This is a genomic window from Burkholderia sp. 22088 (genome assembly GCF_052045915.1).
Lineage (GTDB): Bacteria > Pseudomonadota > Gammaproteobacteria > Burkholderiales > Burkholderiaceae > Burkholderia > Burkholderia cepacia.
Window position 1 is genome coordinate 295,512 of record NZ_JBQEPY010000007.1, and the last position, 19,780, is coordinate 315,291.

Sequence of the window (19,780 nt, forward strand, 5' to 3'; positions counted from 1 at the left end):
CCGGCTGACAGCCGGATCGCGCGCCGACCCGGCGCCTGGCGGCGGATTTCGCGGCGCCCGCAGCCGGGCCCGCGAAATCCTTGTCGCTCAAGCGCTCGAGCGCACCGGCCCGACGGCCGCCCGCCCGTCCGACGACGTGAAACGATGATCGCGAAAAAACGGGCCGTGCTCGGCCCGGGCATGCCGGCCGCATGCCTTTCCGGCGCGATCCTGCTCATTGGCCGGCTCCCGGCCGCCGCCTCACGCCTCGCCGCTCACTCGCGGCGGTGCGGTCGAGCGCCCGTCTCGGCCACGCGGTCGACCCAGCCCCGGTAGAACGCGCGGTACTTGAGCACGAGCTTGTCGTACCTGCTGTACGCGCCGCCGCCGTCCGGCTTCATCCCGTTCCAGATCCTGACGTCGTACCCCGCGGCCTGTCGGGTCTGCAACCCGAACAGCACGTAGTCGGTCGCGCGGCGCAAGACGCCGCCCACCTTCTTGATCGAGATGAGCATGTGCATGACGTTTTTGCCGTCGCTCACCGGCGTGACGCACTGGAGCAGCTTGTATTTGAAGTCTCCGTCCAGCGCGACGGTCATGACGCACCCGCCGGGGTAGCCGTCGAAGTGCAGGTTCATCTGCGACATGTTCAGGCCGAGCGCGCGCGACAGCATGCCGAGGGGCCCGAAGTACCGGTTCACGGTGAAGTCGATCCCGGCACCGAACCACGCGCCCGCCCGGGCCAGCGGCTCGACCTCCGGCCACGGGCGCCAGTCGTCGAACAGCTTGAGTTCGAAGGCCGAGATCGGGAGCGCGTGCACGGGGGTCGCGTGCTGCGCGTCGTAGAAGTTCTCGACGATCCGCAAGACCGCCGTCGTCGTCTCGAACGCGAAGTGCAGGTGCATGAAGTCGCCGTTGTCGACGTCGGCCGCGGCGATTTCGGGCAGCGGGTGCAGCGGCTGCGGGGAGCCGTACCAGACCCACACGTAGCCGTACCGCTCCGCGGTGACCCACGTCGGCTGACGCGCGCCGCGCGGAACGGGCTCCAGCTGCCGCACCACCTGGCTGTGTCCGGGGATGTGAACGCACCGGCCCTGCTCGTCGTACCGCCAGTGGTGAAACGGGCACTGGATGCACCCGTCCGTGACCCGCCCGTCGGCCAGGTTCGCGCCGAGGTGCGAGCAGTGGCGGTCCATCACCACCGCGCGCCCCGTCGCACCGCGCCACGCCACGCACGGACGGCCGAACAGCGTCAACTCCGTCGGCTTGTCCTTGAGGTCGTCCGAGCGCATCGCGACGTACCAGCTCGCGGCCACGCGCGTGGTCGCGTCATACACCCCCGGGGCTTGCTCCGTGGCGACCGCTTGATCGAATTGAACGTCGTTCATCGTTTTCCTGGCGGTGTCGGCCGGCTACTTCAGCGCCAGGCCGATGCGGGTCGTGATGTACGCCTTGAGCAGCGCGAACATCGGGTTGTAGTCGAAGTACCGTTTCACCTCTGCCGGCGCGCTGGTTTGCGTCCAGTGCATCAGCTTCATCGCCGGCACCAGGCTGTACTTCGAGTTGTTGAGTTGCGGCCTGGCCCCGGTGATGCAGTACCCGAAGCCGAACATCGGCCTGGCGAACTCGCGTTCGTCGATGAGGGCGTGAATCCGCGCCGCGGCCTCCCCGGCCTCCTTGCGCCCGGCGCTCACGGCCTCGACCTCGGCTTTGGCGTCGTTGAACAACTGGTAGTACCCCTCCATGTCCGCGCACAGGTACCCGAGATACGGAGGGTCGTTGTCGAGGTGATCGAGGTCGCCCTCGTCACGCGACGCGCGGAACCTCGCATGGGCCTGCACGAGCCGGAACTGCCCGAGGATCGTGCCGACCGCCCACAGCCTGTGGAACGCGTCCCACAGGCGGAAGTCCGCGAACGCCGTGTAGCAGCAACTGACGAAGTCGTCGTTGTGGTCCAGGAGCTTCTGCTGCAGGCGCTCGATGTACTCGAAGCGCTCGGGGGAGAAGTCGTCGTCGCGCAGCGCCTTGATGAGGCGCGCCGCGAGCGCATGGATGGTCACCGCGGTGTTCTCGAGCCCCCGGGAGAACAGCGGGTCGATGAACCCGTTCGCATGCAGCATCAGGCAGTAGCGGTCGCCGACGCAGGCGCTCGACGAGAATTGCAGGCGGTCGGTCTTGACCCAGTCGCGCACCGGCACGGCGTCCCGGAACTGCGCCGCGATGCTCGGGAACCGCGCGAGGAACTCGTCGAATTCCTGCTGCGCGGAGATGTCCGTTTTCGGGTAGACACGCGGGTCGAGCTGCAGGCCGACGCTCACCAGGTTGTTGGTCGATCGCGGGTGGTTGTTGAACGGAATCACCCAGAGCCAGCCGCCCGCGAACATGTGATGCAGGGTTCCCTCGTGCCAGCGCCAGCGCTGCCCCTTGACCTTGAAGATGTCGTCGAACGGCTTGACCCCGAGCATGTGCGTGTAAATGCTGCGCGAATGCGTCTTGAAGCGGCACGGCTCTTCGCGGAGCTTGAACTTGGTCGCGAGCGGCGCGCGCGGCCCGCCGCAATCGATCATGTACCGGCCGGTGAACCGTTCGCCCTGGGCGGTGGTCACCGCAACGCCGTCCTTGTCGGCGTGGTATTCGGTCACGTTCGTCTTCTGGCGCACCGTGCAGCCGTATTTGATCGCGGCCTGCAACAGGTAGGCGTCGACGTCCTGGCGGTAATAGTGGCTCTCCGGGCCCCACGGCAGTTCGGGAATCACGCACTGCGTGAATTCCTTCGGATCGTGCTCCTGGCCGGGCTTGTGGAACACGAAGCCGAAGTTGCGCTTGATGCCCGTGCTCGATGCGACGTAACGCTGCGTCGCGTAGAACGACGTGATGCGGTCGAGCTCCGGAATGCCGTAGCGATCGGCGATGATGCGATTCATCAGGGACGTCTCGGGGATCGACGATTCGCCGATCGTGAAGCGCGGGTGCGACGACTCCTCGATGATCAGCACGCGAAACTGCTGGTTGGCCAGGATCGCCCCCATCTGGGTGCCGGACATGCCCGACCCGAGGATGATCACGTCGAAGTGGTTGCTGTCGCGCCCGTTCGCGGGGCTCTTTTGAGTCATGAGGGCACACTCTCCTTGTGAGATGGAACACATGGCTGCACGCGTCGGGCGTCGGGCGTCGGGCGTCGGGCGTCGGGCGTCGGGCGTCGGGTGTCAGGGCTCGTCGAGCGCGGCGCGAAGGCGGGACCGCACGGCACGCGTGAGCGTGAGCAGATCGCCGAGCATGCTGGGCGCGTACCCCCCGCTGCCGATCGTCGGGCCGCTTCGCCCGACCTCGTACGCCCGCTCCGCCAATTTGACGTGCGGCGCGCGGAAGCGCAGCAGGATCTCGAAGACCCGGTCGAGGGCGGCCAGCCCGGCCACGACGGGCTCACTCCGCGCGCCGGTCGCCTGCACCTCGTCGAGCACGCGGTCGACGAGCGACGGCGCCCCGGCGAACCGCGCGTAGATCGCCCCGAACGCGGGAAGCACGTAGGGCAGGTACGTCTCCTTGAATTCCCGATAACCCGGGTGGTCGGATTGCGACCCCCACAGCACGTGCTCCAGCACGAAGAGCGGCATTTCCACCGCACCGGGGCCGAGGTAGCTCCGGCCCCCGACCCGAATCGGTTCGTAGTACGGCCGAAGCTCGTCGTAGAAGACCTGCACCGAGATATAGCGGTAGGCGTAAACGATCGATTCGACCATCTTGTGGAGATAGTCCGCCAGCTCGTCGCACCCTTCGGCGAACGACGGCGACCGCAGGGGCACGTCGTACAGTTCGACGGTCATCCCGATGGCCGCCTCGAGCGCCGCCATCGAGATACGCACGCTCTCGAGCAGGTGCGCTTCGTCGCGCAGCCCGGTGTAGCTCCGCTGCGCGTCGGCCGCCGCGGGGTTCCAGACCGTCACGTGCAGAAGCGTCTCGCGCGGCGGCAGGCCGGTCACGCGCGCCAGGTCGAGCAGCACCGGCTCGAGCCCGGGCACCGCGTCCACGGGCTCGTGGCCGTGCCGCTTGAGCGAGCCCAGGAAGAACCCGATGTCCCGCATCGCGGCGGCGGCTTCGACGAAGCCCCAGCCGGCGGGCACGCCGCGCACCGGGAGGAACTCGCGCAACAGGCCGACGATGCCGGGCACGTCCTTCTGACGGTTCAGGCCCGGCAGTTGCAGAACGAGTGCCCGCGCCCGCAGCGGATCGCAAGCCGCCACCGCGGCGTGCGTCGCCGCGAATGCGCATGCGCGGTCCAGGGTGCGCTCCACTACAGGATTTCCGGCGCCGCGAGCGTCGGCCCGGGCTGGCTGCGAGACAGCCCCGCGCCGCCGTCGCGCAGCGACCGCAGGTAGTCGTAGTTCGTCGGCAGGCTCGTCCGCAGACGCTCGGCCTCGCGCCGGATGCGGGCGAACATCGCCTCGGCCTTGTCGATCGACTCCGGCCGGTGCTGCAAGAGCGGCAGCGACCGGTCGGGCAGTAGCCCCAAGCCCGCAAAGATGCAGTAGTAGTTTCCGTTCAACCAGAAGTTCCTGAATTCGTAGTCGAACGTTTCGTAGTACGTCGAATCGTCGAACGACGTGGTGGTCAGCGGCAATCCTGCCTTGTAGCGCTGAACCTTTTCCTTGATGGCGTCCGAGAGGCGCAGGTCGTGCCGGTTCGCGAGCCAGAACGGCGTGTCGTCGCGCGACGAGGTGAAATAGTGCGCCTGGACGAAATCCCGGCAGTCGTCGAACATGTGGACGATCTCGGCGTTGAATGCGTCCGCCAGCCGCGGGTCGAACGAGGTATCGGGGAAGTGCTTCACGAGCTGATAAAGCGCCGCGTAGATGAAGTAGATTCCCGTCGATTCCAGCGGCTCCAGGAAGCACGACGAGAGCCCGATCGCGACGCAGTTGTTGACCCACGCCCGCCCGTTGCGCCCGACCCGGAACTTGATCTGGTTGAGCGGCTGCTTGTCCGACAGGCCCCAGAGGTTGAGGAAGTCGGCGGTGGCCTGGTCGCGCGACGTGAACTTGCTCGAGAAGACGTAGCCGCTGCCGAACCGGCCCAGCATCGGAATCTTCCAGGTCCACCCCGCATTCATGGCGATCGCCGAGGTGTACGGCTCGACTCCCACGCGCGCATCGGCGTTCGGCACGGCGCTGGCGACCGCGCTGTCGCACAGCAGGTAGTCGGACATGTCGATGAAGGGCTCTTTCAGCGCCTGGTTGATCAGCAGCCCCCGCATGCCGGAGCAGTCGATGAACAGGTCCGCCTCCAGCGTGCGCCCTTCCTTGGTGGACAGGCTGGCGATGTAGCCGCGTTCGTTCAGGTGAACCTGCTCGACCTCGTCGATCACCTGTTTCACCCCGCGCTCGATGGCCCAGCGCTTCAGGAAGTCGGCTACCAGGTGCGCATCGAAGTGCCACGCGTGGGACATCTGGCGGGTACCGTCGGACAGGCACGGTGCGAGCTTGGCGTCGAGCGCCCCGGGCTGCGGGTAGCACGCGTACTCCATCGGCTGCTGGAAGCCCTGTTCGCGCTTGCGCATCCAGTAGTGGGTAAGCGGTACGCCGTCGCAGTTCGGCACGGTGCCGAACAAGTGGTAGAAATGATCGTCGCGCGAGCGCTCCGGGGACTTCCTCCAGTTCACGAACTTGATGGCGGCCTTGAACGCGCCGTTCACCTGGGGCATCCACTCCCGCTCCGGTATCCCGAGGAAGTCGAAGAACACCTTCTGCAGACTCGGGATGGTCGCCTCGCCCACGCCGATCCGGGGGATCGCCGCGGACTCGACGAGCGTAATGCTCGTGTGCTGCTGGAGCGCCCGGACGAGGTACGAAGCGGCCATCCAGCCCGCGGTGCCGCCGCCCACGATGACGATATTCTTGATCGGGTTGCTCATGACACGGTTCTCATAGGATTTGAAACCTGAAGGGATGGTGCCGCCTGATCGAGCTGAACTCGTAAATCGTCCGGTAACGCGTCATGAATGGATTGGCTTGCTGATGCGGAAATTGCCATTAACGCATCGAATGCACATGAGACTTCATCCTCCCGAAGCTTTCCATACCGTTCGCGCAACCTGTCCGATACACCTTAACAGCGTTCACGACGGCATACCTCGTAAAATTTCATATCAATTTTCATTGCTCCAGAGAAATATTCAATCCATAAAATATCGTCGAGATATTTTATGGATGAGCATTTACATTTTTAAAAATCAACCATTTCATTTTTAGACAACACACCCATTTATTGTATGAAAACGATAAATTAACTACCCAATTAACGGGAAACGAATAAGGTCGCCACCATTTGCGAAACAATGATGTCGACCCTTGCGCATTTCGGCGAACTTGACCTGCTCCCGGCGATGAGAGGGGTGCTGCCCGACAGGCCTTAGCGATTGAGTACGGAAAACGCCAGCGTGCCCGCGAACATCGCCAGCACGACAGACGCGCCGCGAAGCAGCGTTCCGGTATGGGTGGCCAGCGACCGGCGCGCCGTCAGGACACCGCCGACGACAAGCCACATCGAACCGATCGTCACGGCAAGCGCCGTAAAGACCGCGATCGAGCAGAGATAGAACGGAACCGATACGAAAGCCTGCGGGGGAAAGACCGCCGTGGCGAACAACAACGCCTTCGGGTTCATGGTCGTCGCGACGAACATGTCGCGAAAGCCGATGGTGCCCGACCGGATGTCTTCAAGATGCGGGCTTTTCCATAGCTGCAGGGCGAGATAGAAGATGTAGGCCGAACTCCCCAGCTTCAGCACATCGTAAAGCCAGGGCCGCGTGGCCGCGAAGGTCGCCAGGAAGAAGCCCCACAGTGATATCGCGAAGCCGTAGCCCGATGCCTCCGCCACCAGGAGTCGCGACGATTGCCGGAAGCCGACCTTGATTCCCGAGGACAGCAACAAGGTATTTGTCGGGCCTGGCGTGGCCAGGACCAGCGAAACGTAGAGTGCCATCTTCAACATCACCTGGAATGTCGGCATCTTGCTTCCTTGGTGTCGATGACGGTCGCCATGCGTCGGGGCGAGCTGTCGTATCGGTTGTGGGTCATTCTGCATTCGGGCTGCTGTCGACGTTCGCAACAGGCGCCAGCGGTGCCCGGCAACCATGCCAATGGCGATCAAGAGAAAACCAGCCGGGTTCGAGGGGCTTTGGGGAAATGGCGCATTTTTCACGGCATTACCGTTTCGCAGCGAATTGTACGTCGCCGATCCGAATTATGCTGCGCCTGAAAATTCCCGCCTGAGATTAAAAATATATGCAACCAATGTTACTCAATCACACATTTTTTAATTCTGAAAATTAAAGCGCAACTTTCCGCGTGATTGATTCAATTACGTGTTCTTAATCGTTTAATCGGGTCACGATGATCAAAATGGCTCCAATAGCCCCGACAAGAACCGCGCGGTGAAACAAACATCGCCTGCGCGCCACCCTGAATATGTCACGGGTCAAATCCGCCAATGGCTGGATTCGTATTGGTTCATAACAGGCACCGACCCTGCCGTTCGGCACGCAGACTTTCGCACCATCCACGCCGGCGTCGCTCACGCGCGCCGAAGTCCGCCAGCAACCGATCGATGCCGAAGCCGACACACCGCTGCCGACCAACCGTAACGACGGTCCACCGTCGCACACGCACGCGCATCCCGATGCGGCACCGGTCGATCGTCGATCAACGGTGGACGGCCGCGTCGCAGACGCCGTCCCTTTTCATTCGCTCCACCGCTTTATTATCAGGAATCCTTTCATGTCATCCAGTAGAGCGATGCATCATCCACGGGTGAGGCCGACGTGAGTGAACCCGAGGCCTTCCCGCCAGCACGGCGCCCTGCCCGCCACCGGATCATCGGCGTCGTGCCGGTCGCGCTGATCGCCGTTCACCTGCTGCGCCAGACGAAACCGGTCTTGGTGCAAAACGATGCGACTACGACCAATGGCCGTCAGCCCGTCGTTGGCGCGAACGACTTCAGGTACTTCATGCCGGTGTCGCACATGATCGTCACGATCGTGGCATCCGGGCCAAGCCGTTCGGCGAGTCGCAATGCACCAGTTACGTTGGCTCCGGTCGACGTACCGCAGAACAACCCCTCTTCGGCGGCCAGTCGGAACGCCATGGCTCTCGCCTCCTCCGTGGAGACACGCTCGAGCTCGTCAGCAATCCCGTCGCGCCAAAGCGGCACGACATAACCCGCGCCGATCCCGTCGATCTTGTGCGCGCCGGTAGGGCCACCCGACAGTACCGCGGATTCGGCCGGCTCCACACCGGCGATCCGAATGCGTGCATCGTGTTCGCGCAAGCGCCGCGAAATCCCGCGCAGCGACGCAGCCGTGCCGACGCTCTGGACGAAGCCGTCGAGGCGGCCGCCGGTCTGCTCCCAGATCTCGTCGGCCATCTTCGTATAGGCGTTGAGCTGATCGGTGTTTTCCATCTGCGCCGTGATGTATGCGCCCGTCTCGCCGGCAATTCGATGCGCTTCGCGAATCATGTCCTTCGTCAGCTTCTCGGTTTGCTTGCCGTTGTCGCTGGCGACGAGCGTCAGCTTCGCGCCCAGCAGGCGCATGTGATCCAGCTTTTCCTTCGAGAACGCATCCGATGAAACCAGATGCAGCGGATGCCGCTTGACGGCACACACCAGCGCCAGCGACACACCTGTGCTGCCGCCGGTGTATTCGACCACTGCGCCGCCGGGCTTCAGACGCCCATCCCGCTCGGGAGCTTCGATCATCTCGAGCGCGATCCGATCTTTCATGCTGCCGGTTGGATTCTGACTTTCGAGCTTGACGAAAAGGCGTGCGCCGTTCTTCGGGACAACGTTTCGCAACGGGACGAGTGACGTGTTGCCGATCGTGTCGAGGATGTTGCCGGGAGTCGATTTCATGGTGACCTCTGAAGTAAGCAGGCAAGTGAAACGCAAGTGCGTGGGGGTCAGCTCGCTTGTCCGAGCAACGCAACAGCGAACGTGAGCGTCGCCGCGAAGCCGGCCAGGAAGGCGATCGTGCGAACAACGGGAATGCCGGCGGCGTAGACCACGTAGTGAACCAACCGGGCACCGAGATAGAGCTTGGCCGCGAACACCGTCGCCGGGCCGCTCGCCCCCGTCATTGCGCACATCAGCACGAGCGGGGCGAACACGGCGAGATTCTCGATCGCGTTCGCATGCGCGCTCCGTGCGCGTTCCGCCCACGGCGGATCGGGCGGACGGGACGGACCGGGATTTTTCAGGGCCGCCATCAGGCCACGCGTCATGATCCTGGCCAGCATGTACGGAATCCACATCAGCAGCGTTGCGATTGCAGTGAGCGTCAGCAGGTGAAGTTCTGGCGAAAATGTCATCGGATTGGCCTTGTCGTACAGAAGGTGCAGCAGAGATCTGCGGATGCCGGAAACGCTTCGCAGTCTAGACTCGCGACGAGGTCTGATCCATAGTCACAAATGACATTAATAGCGACAATCGCGACATCCAATCGACACGGAATCCGGCAGTCGTTCGACCGCGACGATGCATCGTTGGCGCGTAGCACCAACGCGCCACACGCCGCCCACCGAATTCATTCAGACCGCACGCGACACAAGCTCGCCGAGAACCGTATCCAGTGCAATGCGACCACGCACGATTTCTTCCGGATTACTTTCGAAATCGATCCAGCCTTCGTTGAAGCCGTCCAGCATGCGCATGCGGGGTAGTGGATGTTTCATGCCCTGCGCACGGAACAGCGCTTCCCACGTTCGCCTGTCGACGCCTTCCGCGCGCACCTGCCGGCCCAGAACGCGAGCGAAGGCGAGTGCAAGATCGTCGGGGCTCACGCGGCGCGGGCCCTCGAGCTCGACGACACGCACACCGCGCCAGGTCTGCTGGAGCAGTTCGGCCGCAACGCGACCTACGTCCGCGGTGGCGACCATCGGCACGGGCTTGTCGAGCGGCTGCAGGTAGCTGGCGACGACGCCCTCGTCGCGCGCGGACGCGACGTCCCACGCGGCGTTCTCCATGAACCAGCCGGGCCGCAGGAACGTCACGGGCATCGGCATCTCGCGCAGCGCCTGTTCCATCAGCGTGCGTTGCGTGAGCAGATTGGGCTCGTCAGCCTGTGCACCGATCGTCGACAGGCAAACGACCTTTTCGGGGCGCGCCTTCAGAAGCGCCGCGGACACGGCCTCGATCACCTTCCGCGCCTCGGGAAACCCGGGCTCCGGATCGAACTCCGAAGGCGGCAGGATGAAAACGCCCGCAGCGCCCGTGAACGCGGCGGCGAGCGACGATGGGTCTTCCATGAAGGCGGTCGCAATCTCGCACCCGCGCGCCGCCCACGCCCCTGCCCGCGTCGTGTCGCGCGCGACCGCGCGCACCGGCCGCCCCGCCGCCAGCAGCTCGCTGGCCAATGCGCCGCCGACCTTGCCGGTGATTCCTGTTATCGCATACATGTTCGTTCTCCGTGTGTGAATACGTCGGTCGCATTCTGGCCAAACATCGAGCGAAACAAAACGACATGGATGGAAGCAGATAAGTGACAACGCGTCACTAATTCGGCATGATCGACGCAGACGACCGGCATTGCTGCGCTGTCCGGCGTCGGCGTGGCGGCCTTCAGCGGGTCGCCCGCGATCCGCCACCGTATGCACTCGAACAACCATGAGATCCAGTAGCGAGAAACTGTCCGGCAGCATTAGCGTGTTCGCCGCCGTGGTCGATGCCGGAACGTTTGCGGCTGCGGCCGACGTAATAGGCATGACGCCGCCGGGCGTCAGTCGAGCGATTGCGCGACTGGAAAGAAAGCTGAACATCCGGCTTTTCAACCGAACGACGCGGTCGGTGTCGCTGACCGAAGAGGGCCGCAGGTTTTACGAGCAGGTCATGCCGCATCTTGCCGGGCTGGAGGAAGCGGCCGCGGCGGCCGCAGGCGGCGCCTCCGTCGTGCGCGGAAAGCTGCGAATCAATCTGGATCCCGTCGTTTACCGGGCCATTCTCGGGCAACAACTCGATGCGTTCATGGACGCACATCCCGACCTCGAAATCGAGCTCATCGCGCGAGACAGCCTGGGCGACCTCGTCATGGACGGCTTCGACCTCGCCGTGCGATTCGGCGAACCGCGATCGTCCAGCCTGATTGCGAGAAAGCTGCTCGATACCGGCGTCGTGACGGTCGCGGCGCCCTCGTACATCGCTCGCCGGGGACGGCCGGCCAAACCCGAGGACCTCGAAAGCCGGAGCCACCGGTGCCTTGAATTTCGCAACCCGGAGACAGGCAAGCCGTTCGCCTGGGAATTCCATCGTCGGCGCAAACGCATCGTGGTCGACACCCGGGGACGCCTCACGGTCAACGATCCAGGCGCCCTGCTCAGCGCGTGCCTCGCCGGTTCCGGCATTGCGCAGATGCTGCTGCTCGGTGCCGAGCCGCTGATCGCCGACGGCCGGTTGATCGATCTCTTTCCCGAATGGGCCGACGAGCGGTATCCGTTATATGCGTACTACCCATCCCGGCATCACGTGCCGGCCAAGACCCGGGCGTTCCTGGATTTCATGGTCGAACTGACGGGTATTCACGGGCGCGCCGGCAGGCGCTAGTCCCGTTCCGGCGGCGCCCACGGCCCCGTGGCTCGGCATTCGCCGCGTACGGCACGCCGCTTTTCAAGGCCGGACGCTACCGATTGCTGGCGCGCAATTCCCGCACCCCACGGCCGAGCCTGCGACGCAACAAGGCCCGCAACGTCGCCGCATCCGCGTAGCCGACCTCGCTCGCAATCGTCTCCAGGTCGTAACCCATCGACACGAGATTCTGTGCCCGTTCGATGCGGAGATCCTGGACGAACGCCAATGGCGACTTCCCAAGTACCGCCTCGGTACGGCGCTGCAGCGTGCGCGGTCCGACGGCCAATGCGGCGGCCGCCGCCTGAAGCGAAAAACCCGCGGAAAGATGCTCGCGGGCCCATCGCTCGAATCGAGCGACCAGCGGATCCGCATGGGCAAGGTAATCCGGAATGATGTATTCGGCCTGCGACGAACGCTTGTCGATCAGCATGAAACGGGCAACGAGCGTGGCCAGTTCGGGACTCGCCTGACGCATCAACCACAGCGCAAGGTCGAGATGACCCATGGCCGATCCCGCCGTCACCAAGCGATCCGCGGCGACGACCATGCGTGAATCGTTCAGATCGACCGCAGGATAACGTTGACGAAAGAAGGGCGAGAGCGACCAGGTTGTCGTCGCCTCGCGATGATCCAGAAGCCCGGCTTCCGCCAGCACGAACGTACCGATGCAAGCGGCGGCGACGCCGACGCCATCGGCATGCCACGCCCGAAGGTGCGCCATTGCATCGCGCACGTCCGGACGCTCCAGCGCCTCGATCAGGCGCTCCGGCTGCCTGATGCCAGGCGCGGGCACGACCACCCAGTCGGCATGGCGTGCGCTGCTTGCGGGCTCCGCCAGCATGGACAGTCCGTGCGCGGTACGGACGCGTCTGCGTACGCCGACCACTCCGACGTCGAAGGGCGGCGCGGCAAAGCCCTGAGCGGCAGCCAGTTCGTTGGCCATCGCGAAGGTATCCAAAAGCACCGTCAGGCCGGTGTCGAACAGCCCTTCGAGCGCCAGAATGGACAATCTCATGTCGTAAACGCATCCATTAATGTCATTTGCGACTATAGCCCGCTTTCCGTGAAAAACCTAGACTGCACTGCAATGCGGCGAAGAGTTCTCCAATGACGTCGCCCATTTCATCTCGACCGCGTCGGACATGCTCGCGCTGATTCGGTTGCGGCTCTCCAACCTTGTTTTGCTGGAACACACTCGACATGACCAAAACTATTCTGATAACCGGCGCCAGCAGCGGCTTCGGCCGCCACACTGCAGAAGGGCTCTCGGCGGCCGGGCACCGGGTATTCGCGTCGATGCGCGACATCGCCGGCCGAAACCGGCCGCATGCCGAAGCCCTTCAAGCGAAAGGCATGCACGTCATCGAACTGGATGTGGCGGACGATGCGTCCGTCGAGCGAGGCGTGGCTTCCGTGCTGGAAAATGCCGGGCATCTCGACGTCCTCGTCAACAACGCAGGTATCGGATCAGCGGGTATTTCCGAGGCGTTCACGACACAGCAGGTACAGGCGCTCTTCGACGTGAATGTATTCGGCATCCAGCGAACGTCGAGGGCGGTGCTGCCAACCTTCAGGAAACTGGGCGAAGGCCTGATCGTGAACATCGGCTCGATACTCGGCCGCGTGACGTTTCCGTTCTTCGGTCTTTATGGCGCATCGAAGTTCGCGCTCGAAGCGTTGACCGACAGCTACCGCTACGAGTTGTCGACGTCGGGCATCGACGTCGTTCTCGTTCAACCCAGCAACTATCCGACGAATATTTTCGCCAGCGCGCAGCGGCCCGCCGACGCCGCACGCATACCCGGCTACGGCGAGGCCGGCGCGATTCCGGACAAGATGGTGGAGACGCTCATGGCGCTGTTCGCGAGCGACCACGCGCCGAACCCGCACGACGTCGCCGACGCGATCGTGCAGCTTGTCGCACAAGCCAACGGTACTCGCCCGCCGCGTTTGATCGTGGGCGAGTCATTCGGCGCTGACGCCCTCAACGCCCAAGCGGCATCGATTCAGGCGCAGGTGCTCGAGGGCCTCGGGCTGGCACACCTCGCCGAGCCGAAAGGGCGATCCGCCGCGGCCTGAAGGTACGCTCGACGCGGAAGCCGACACCGATCCGACGCGCTGCCCCCGCTTCGTTCAATTGCCGGGCGCGAGGTCGTTGGCAAACCGGTTCGTATAACCGAGCGTACCGACGCCGCCGATGGAGTTGCACGTCGACGATGCGGCGCCGGGCGGACAATCGACGTCACGGTCGAACGACCAGAAGTGGACACCCACGAGGCCATTCTGTTTCACGAACTGCGCAACGGTGTCCGCATCGGCCGGCGTAAAGGTTTCGCCGCTCACATCGTTGCCGCCGATCATCGGCGTCAGCTCGATCTGGCTGTACGGCACGCCCCAGTGATCGTGCAGGTTCATCGCCGCCTGGATCGCCGACTGTCCCATCTGGCAGGTGCCGTTCGCGACCACGCAGTTCCCCGCCCCCGCCGACCCGTAGTCCATCGTCATCAGGTCGATGGTGTAGTTCTTCAGGCCGTACGCCTGGATCGCCTGCATGACCCAGTCTCCATACACGTTGAAGCTGTCGGGGGCGCTAGCGCCCCAGGAGCCGGCCGTGGTCGCGCCCTGCTGGGAAGGGGCCAGTGTCGCGAGCGTAAAGCTGAAGCGCAGGCCGGGATAATTCTGCTGGGCGACCGCCACGCGCCGGACGAGATCGTCGATCACCTGTTGTGTCTGCCCGCCCTCGATATCGAAGTCGATCCCGATGAGGTTGTTCGACGCATAACGATTGATGAAGGCCGCCATGCCCGCATCCGACCCGCACGTGAACATGCCGGCCGCGCCGCCGGTGGAAATCACGTAATTCACATTGGCAGCAGTGAAAAGCGGCACATTGGCGGCCGCCATCGCGCCGCCGTCGACGCCCGCCCAGTTCTCGCTGCCGCATTCGCCGGTCGCAAACGCGAGCGTCAGCGTGCGGACACCGGCTGGCAGCACCGACAGCACCGGGCGCATCTGACCGGTGACGTTCGACGAGATGACGTTCGTGTTCCAGTTCATCGAAATCGTCGCGTCCTTGTACGGGCTATAAACGAACGCCGGCGCCGTGCCGGTACCCGTCCCGGCTGCCGCGGCGGTGCCGGTGCCGAAGGACGACCATGCCAGCAGAAGCGCCAGCGCGCCCTTCAAGGTCGATCGCTGCATGATTCCGGATCGGTTGCTCTTCATTTTCACGCCCTCATTGCGTTTTACGCATTGCCGGCATCGGTCTTTCACGCGATACATGCCGGGGAAGATTTCAGGAAGACGCGCTCCGTCCACACGGGCGTAACGAAAACCCGCCACGTCATGCGGACGGCAAGCGTCTGCACCATTGATACGGACTACCGAATCAACATCGTGATCAGATCAGCCTTTCGACTCCTCCACCCGGCGGCTTCCACTTTCGATTGACAACGCTCCGCCCAGGTCGAATTCAAGAGAAATCAACCTTACAAATTGCCATCCGAAGACAAATTTCGATATTGATTTTGTTCTTATATCTACGACGAAAAAACTGCGACTTCGGTCTATGCTGGTGAAGCATGTACACGCCACTTTCGCGCAAGACCGGATGCCCGTCACACGCGCGATGCAGGCGGTACGTGAAGCCGTCACGCAGGCCTGGGATAGCGTGCCTGCCACGCGGCGGCGGATACCGGTCTTTCGACGGCCGATGTAGTGATGCTTCAATCCGACGCCCGCGTTTCGTTTGGTTATACTACATAATCGTCAGGCATCAACCCTTGAATCGAGTATTTTCACCCGTATCGAAATCAGAAATATTCACGCGATCGCATTGCCATATTGCAATTATCGCCATTCGATAATTTAACCGGATATCCCGCAGCCATTTGGCTGATTGTTCAAAACAACGAAATTCAGGCGACGCGATCGGGCTTCATCGTATTGGCTGCCGACCCGCGATGACGTCACGTAGCCGTCCTTGATGCATCCACCGAACCCGGAGGCCGAACATGACTGTCGATCTCGCCCCCCAAGCGTCGACCCGCACCACCCAACTGGTCACCCGGGTGTACGCGAGGCTCCTGCTGGTCGGCTTCGCGCTGCTGCCCGCCTATCTGATCGCCTACCTGTACTTCTTCCAGGACCCGTCGCTGAAATTCGAGAATCACGCCTTTCACGAGCTGGCGATCGCGGCCGCCACGCTCGAAGGCGCGTTCGTCACGTATGTCTGCTGGCGCTGCTATCGCCTGTCGGGTGAGCCGTTGCTTCGCTGGCTTACGCTGGGCTTTCTGGGCTTTTCCGTCATCTATGCGTTGCACGGCCTGTTCACCGGCATGGCGCATCACAACATCTGGCTGTTCCTGCTGTACGGGCCGGCATCGCGCCTGACCATGTCGATCCTGATCCTTGTCGGGCAGCTCACCTATAGTCACAAGGCCGACAGCGCAACGACCCGCGCCGATCCCCGCATCTGGTTGCCCTGGCTCGCGCTGTTCGGACTCGTCGACGTCGCGGTCGCCGTGATCGCCTTCTCGCCGGTGGCCGGCAACCTGTGGGTGCGCCTGTCGATGGAAGGCGGCGCACTGCTGCTCTCGGCCGTGAACGTCGTTGCGCTGGTCGTACGCCGCATCCGCTCGCCGCTGATGACGATCTACGGCATTTCGGTCACGTCGTTCGCACTCTCGTCGCTCGCCTTCATCCTCGGGCGGCCGTGGAATCACATGTGGTGGCTCGCGCATGCGATTTTCGCAGCCGGCTTCTTCCTGCTCAGTTTCGGCGTGGTGCAGGCCTTTCAAACGACCCGTTCGTTTTCGAAGATCTACAGCCAGGCAGAACTGTTTGCCCGGTTGAGGGACGCGATGGCCAGGACGGAGCGTGCGTTGCAGGCGCTGCAACGGACCAACGAAAAGCTCGAGCACCTGGCGGCCACGGACCCGCTCACGGGCGCGACCAACCGGCGGCAATTCATCGAAAGCGTGGAAGCGGAAATCAACCGGGCCAAGCGCAACGGCGCGCCGTTCTCGCTGCTCGCGCTCGACCTCGACCACTTCAAGGCGATCAACGACAGTTACGGGCATCAGGCGGGCGATCAGGTGTTGCAACGCTTCGTCGACAAATGCACCGATGCGATCCGGCCGTACGATGGCGTCGCGCGGGTAGGCGGCGAGGAATTCATGGTGCTGCTGCCGCAAGCCGCGCTGGACACGGCCCGGTCGATCGGCGAGCGCATCCGCGCGGCAATCGCCGGCGCGCCGTTCGAAGCAGGCATCGGCGAACCGATCAAGGTCACCGTGAGTGTCGGCGCCTCCGAATTCGGCCGGGACGGCGAGACGATCGACGCGATCCTGCGCAAGGCCGACGAACGCCTGTACCGCGCGAAGCATCAAGGCCGCAACCAGGTGGTCGCCGGGTAAGCCGGTTGCCGTGTCAGTGCCGCTCACCGCGCTCCTCACACGGGTTCTTCAACTCATGACGCGCCGGGCATCGCCGGGCGCGTCATGTCGCGGCCGGATCAGAACGGGCTGCGTGTCGTATCGCCATTGGTGAAGATCGCGTCGACGACCTGATAGAACGCCATCGCCGTATCCGCGACTTCCCAGACTGCAAGGATGACGTGGTAGCCGCTACGCATCGGCAGCCGGCACGCGTGAATGGTCGGCTGCTGGGGCACCAGGTTCGCGTTCGGGTTCCAGTATGGCTGGCCGGGATTCTGGATCGTGCAGAACGGCGTGGGCTCGAACTGCGCACGCGTGAGCTTTTCCGACGGGTTCCAGTCGGCGCGTGTAATGAAGTAGTTCCAGCGACGCGTCTTGTGCACGGCGCTGAATTCCCACTTGAAATTCTGCACCGCGCCCGGCCGTAGCGGGATCTTCTGCCAGCGGCCCGGCGACTGCTCGTTCAGCACGGGCAGCGGGCCATTCGTGCTGGCGCCGGCGATTTCGCCGTCCTTCGGTGGTGCGGCATTCTTCGCGTCGTCCGGCGCGAACGGGTCCGACAGGCCGCTTTGCGTCGCGGGGAAGAACTTGCCGTTCTCCATCGCGTTCGCGTGCCACGCGTCGACAGGGCAGTTCGGATTCTGGCCTTGCGTGCACAGCACGATGCGCGAAGGCGGTTCGGTCAAACGGCCGTGCGCGTGCGCACCGGCCGCCGCGACCAGCAGTGCCGCACCGGCCAGCGCGCGTGGCATGACGAAAGCAACGTAGCTGCGGATGTTCTGGTTCATGAGCCCTCTCATGGCATGAATGTCGAAACGGATATGCGCACATCGAGCCTGTCGCAGGATTCCGCGAAGAGATTCCTGTCGACGCATCGTCGCGCATGCTGATCGGCGAAAGCGGCGGTCGAATGAAACCGCGGCAAGCAATGATCAATCGCCGTGCTTCCTGACAAATCACTTTCACCGAGTCGAACCTTATCCGCAAAAACCGGAAAAATAAACGTCCGTCATTGATAATCATTTGATTCGCAGCATCGAATCATCCATTCCTGGTTTCTTCGCCCTTCAACCCTGACGTAACGCGGATTCTGGTGTTTGACGATCGTGAATGATCGATCCCGGAATTTCGCGTTCGGAGGCCACCGGAATGGCCGACTCCATTGCTCAATAATTTGATTCGTCGATTGATATTTGAACTGGATAAAACCCGCCAATAATTCAAAATCCGGATCGGGACGAATCATTGTTTCGCTGAAAATTACGCCTGATCTGAAAATAGCTCGCAGGCCATCGTCGACCGGGAGCCTCCAGATCCGGGCATATTCAAACGCTGGCGCGCTGCGCATCGATGTCGTCAATGTCGGTCGCGTTGCGAAGCGCGGAGTCATCCCCCCAAGCCCCCACCCCGAAGCGAACAACCCACAGCGCCCAACGCCCGCGTTGTCGACCGCCCACAGGCACGAAACCAACGCAAAATCTGAAAGACTGAATTGCCGATCCGCACGCTTTTGACGCAGCTATATTCTCGACGACCAGCCCTTTAAACAAGGACTGCGAACAATATCCGTCAACCTACGTTCGAGACCTTCATCCATGAATAAAACGACACGGCTGCTGCGCATGACGTGCGCACTCGCCTGCTGCGGCCTGTTCTCCCACGCGCATGCGCAAAGCAGCGTCACGCTGTACGGCGTCATCGACACCGGGATCGACTTCGCGTCGAACGTCGACGGCCAGCACCTGTGGCAGATGGCGAGCGGCGTCAGCGCCGGCAGCCGCTGGGGGCTGCGCGGCAAGGAAGATCTCGGTGGCGGGCTCGCCGCGATCTTCGATCTCGAAAGCGGCTTCAATTCCACGAACGGCGGGCTCGGCAGCGGCCTCGCGTTCTCGCGCAACGCTTACGTCGGGTTGTCCGACCAACGCATGGGCACGCTGACGCTCGGCCGGCAGTGGGATCCGATCGTCGACCTGATCGAGCCGTATTCGCTGAACGACTATTACGGGGGCTGGTATTTCTCGCACCCGAACGACATGGACAACCTCGACAACGGCTTCGCGATCAGCAATGCCGTGAAATACACGAGCCCGACGATCGCCGGCTTCACTGCCGAGGCGCTCTACTCGTTCGGCGGGCAGCCCGGCCGCTTCTCCGACAACGCCGCGTACAGCGCGGCGCTCGCCTACACGAACGGGCCGTTCTCGGCCGGCGTCGGCTACCTGCGCGTCAACGATCCGGAGCAGGCTGTGCAGAGCTACCAGAACGGCGGCGGATACACGAACGCGGTGTACGGCGACGCGCTCATGAACGCGCGCAGCCAGAACATCTTCGCGGCCGGCGCGTCGTACCAGATCGGCAACGTCAAGCTGATGGGCAACTTCACCAACGTCGATTTCCAGCAAGGCGACGACGCGCAGGACGTGAAGTTCCAGAACTACGAGATCGCCGGCACGCTCGCCGCCACGAGCCAGCTCAACTTCGGCCTCGGCTATACCTACACGACCGGCCGCGACCACGCGACCGGCCAGGAACCCGACTACCGGCAACTGAACGCGAGCGCCGAGTACGAGCTGTCGAAGCGCACGGCGATCTATGCACTCGCGGCACTGCAGATGGCGTCGGGCGGCGCCGTCGCGCAGGTCGCGGGCTTCGATCCGTCGTCGAGCGGCCGGCAGGCGGTCGGCCGGATCGGGCTGCGCCACACGTTCTAGGCGATCGCGCGAAGGGGCCGGCTTCCCGTGTACCGGAAGCCG

15 protein-coding genes are annotated in these 19,780 nt (G+C 63.4%); 4 read left to right on the forward strand and 11 right to left on the reverse strand.

Translation table 11 applies throughout. The features are described from left to right. Positions 1 to 254 precede the first annotated feature (254 nt). The 8 genes from ACTJLD_RS16100 to ACTJLD_RS16135 form a co-directional block, all read right to left on the reverse strand. Positions 255 to 1,367 (reverse strand): Rieske 2Fe-2S domain-containing protein, encoded by a 1,113-nt coding sequence (locus ACTJLD_RS16100; protein ID WP_027792879.1) that lies wholly within the window; start codon positions 1,365 to 1,367, stop codon positions 255 to 257. 24 nt (positions 1,368 to 1,391) lie between these two features. Beyond that, positions 1,392 to 3,092, reverse strand: a complete 1,701-nt coding sequence (locus tag ACTJLD_RS16105; RefSeq protein ID WP_059686233.1) for an NAD(P)/FAD-dependent oxidoreductase — start codon at positions 3,090 to 3,092, stop codon at positions 1,392 to 1,394. A 93-nt stretch (positions 3,093 to 3,185) separates the two neighbouring features. After that, a complete protein-coding gene (locus tag ACTJLD_RS16110) occupies positions 3,186 to 4,271 on the reverse strand; it encodes a monodechloroaminopyrrolnitrin synthase PrnB family protein (RefSeq protein ID WP_060084748.1) in 1,086 nt (361 codons plus the stop codon). Then, positions 4,271 to 5,887, reverse strand: coding sequence for a tryptophan halogenase family protein (locus ACTJLD_RS16115; protein WP_060357110.1), 1,617 nt, complete (start codon positions 5,885 to 5,887; stop codon positions 4,271 to 4,273). The genes ACTJLD_RS16110 and ACTJLD_RS16115 overlap by 1 nt, the downstream gene beginning before the upstream one ends. 497 nt (positions 5,888 to 6,384) lie before the next feature. After that, positions 6,385 to 6,984: a LysE family translocator gene (locus ACTJLD_RS16120; RefSeq protein WP_222211016.1), complete on the reverse strand. Its 600-nt coding sequence runs from the start codon at positions 6,982 to 6,984 to the stop codon at positions 6,385 to 6,387. A 960-nt stretch (positions 6,985 to 7,944) separates the two neighbouring features. Beyond that, positions 7,945 to 8,919 (reverse strand): PLP-dependent cysteine synthase family protein, encoded by a 975-nt coding sequence (locus tag ACTJLD_RS16125; protein WP_226113105.1) that lies wholly within the window; start codon positions 8,917 to 8,919, stop codon positions 7,945 to 7,947. A gap of 11 nt (positions 8,920 to 8,930) precedes the next feature. Continuing rightward, complete coding sequence (locus ACTJLD_RS16130; protein ID WP_440659275.1) at positions 8,931 to 9,338, reverse strand: MAPEG family protein; 408 nt, start codon at positions 9,336 to 9,338, stop codon at positions 8,931 to 8,933. Positions 9,339 to 9,557: 219 nt separating this feature from the next. Beyond that, a complete protein-coding gene (locus ACTJLD_RS16135; protein ID WP_059699618.1) occupies positions 9,558 to 10,424 on the reverse strand; it encodes an NmrA family NAD(P)-binding protein in 867 nt (288 codons plus the stop codon). A 208-nt stretch (positions 10,425 to 10,632) separates the two neighbouring features. Here ACTJLD_RS16135 and ACTJLD_RS16140 point away from each other — a divergent pair, with 208 nt between their 5' ends. After that, positions 10,633 to 11,565, forward strand: coding sequence for a LysR family transcriptional regulator (locus ACTJLD_RS16140; protein ID WP_124672324.1), 933 nt, complete (start codon positions 10,633 to 10,635; stop codon positions 11,563 to 11,565). A gap of 76 nt (positions 11,566 to 11,641) precedes the next feature. Here ACTJLD_RS16140 and ACTJLD_RS16145 read toward each other — a convergent pair whose 3' ends face one another. After that, a complete protein-coding gene (locus tag ACTJLD_RS16145; RefSeq protein ID WP_060174497.1) occupies positions 11,642 to 12,604 on the reverse strand; it encodes a GlxA family transcriptional regulator in 963 nt (320 codons plus the stop codon). A 185-nt stretch (positions 12,605 to 12,789) separates the two neighbouring features. Here ACTJLD_RS16145 and ACTJLD_RS16150 point away from each other — a divergent pair, with 185 nt between their 5' ends. Then, positions 12,790 to 13,668 carry an SDR family oxidoreductase gene (locus ACTJLD_RS16150; RefSeq protein ID WP_060174498.1) on the forward strand — a complete coding sequence of 293 codons (879 nt, stop codon included), beginning with the start codon at positions 12,790 to 12,792 and terminating at the stop codon, positions 13,666 to 13,668. 54 nt (positions 13,669 to 13,722) lie between these two features. On the opposite strand, the gene ACTJLD_RS16155 is transcribed toward ACTJLD_RS16150, so the two are convergent. After that, on the reverse strand, positions 13,723 to 14,790 hold the full coding sequence (locus tag ACTJLD_RS16155; protein WP_081072709.1) for a glycosyl hydrolase: 1,068 nt from the start codon (positions 14,788 to 14,790) through the stop codon (positions 13,723 to 13,725). A gap of 812 nt (positions 14,791 to 15,602) precedes the next feature. Between ACTJLD_RS16155 and ACTJLD_RS16160 the strand changes: the two genes are divergently transcribed. Then, entirely contained in the window at positions 15,603 to 17,006 is a 1,404-nt protein-coding gene (locus ACTJLD_RS16160) for a GGDEF domain-containing protein (RefSeq protein ID WP_060174500.1), read from the forward strand. A gap of 98 nt (positions 17,007 to 17,104) precedes the next feature. Here ACTJLD_RS16160 and ACTJLD_RS16165 read toward each other — a convergent pair whose 3' ends face one another. After that, positions 17,105 to 17,779, reverse strand: a complete 675-nt coding sequence (locus tag ACTJLD_RS16165; protein ID WP_059699683.1) for a lytic polysaccharide monooxygenase auxiliary activity family 9 protein — start codon at positions 17,777 to 17,779, stop codon at positions 17,105 to 17,107. Between the two features lie 870 nt (positions 17,780 to 18,649). Between ACTJLD_RS16165 and ACTJLD_RS16170 the strand changes: the two genes are divergently transcribed. Continuing rightward, on the forward strand, positions 18,650 to 19,738 hold the full coding sequence (locus ACTJLD_RS16170) for a porin (protein WP_060174501.1): 1,089 nt from the start codon (positions 18,650 to 18,652) through the stop codon (positions 19,736 to 19,738). Positions 19,739 to 19,780: the final 42 nt, after the last annotated feature.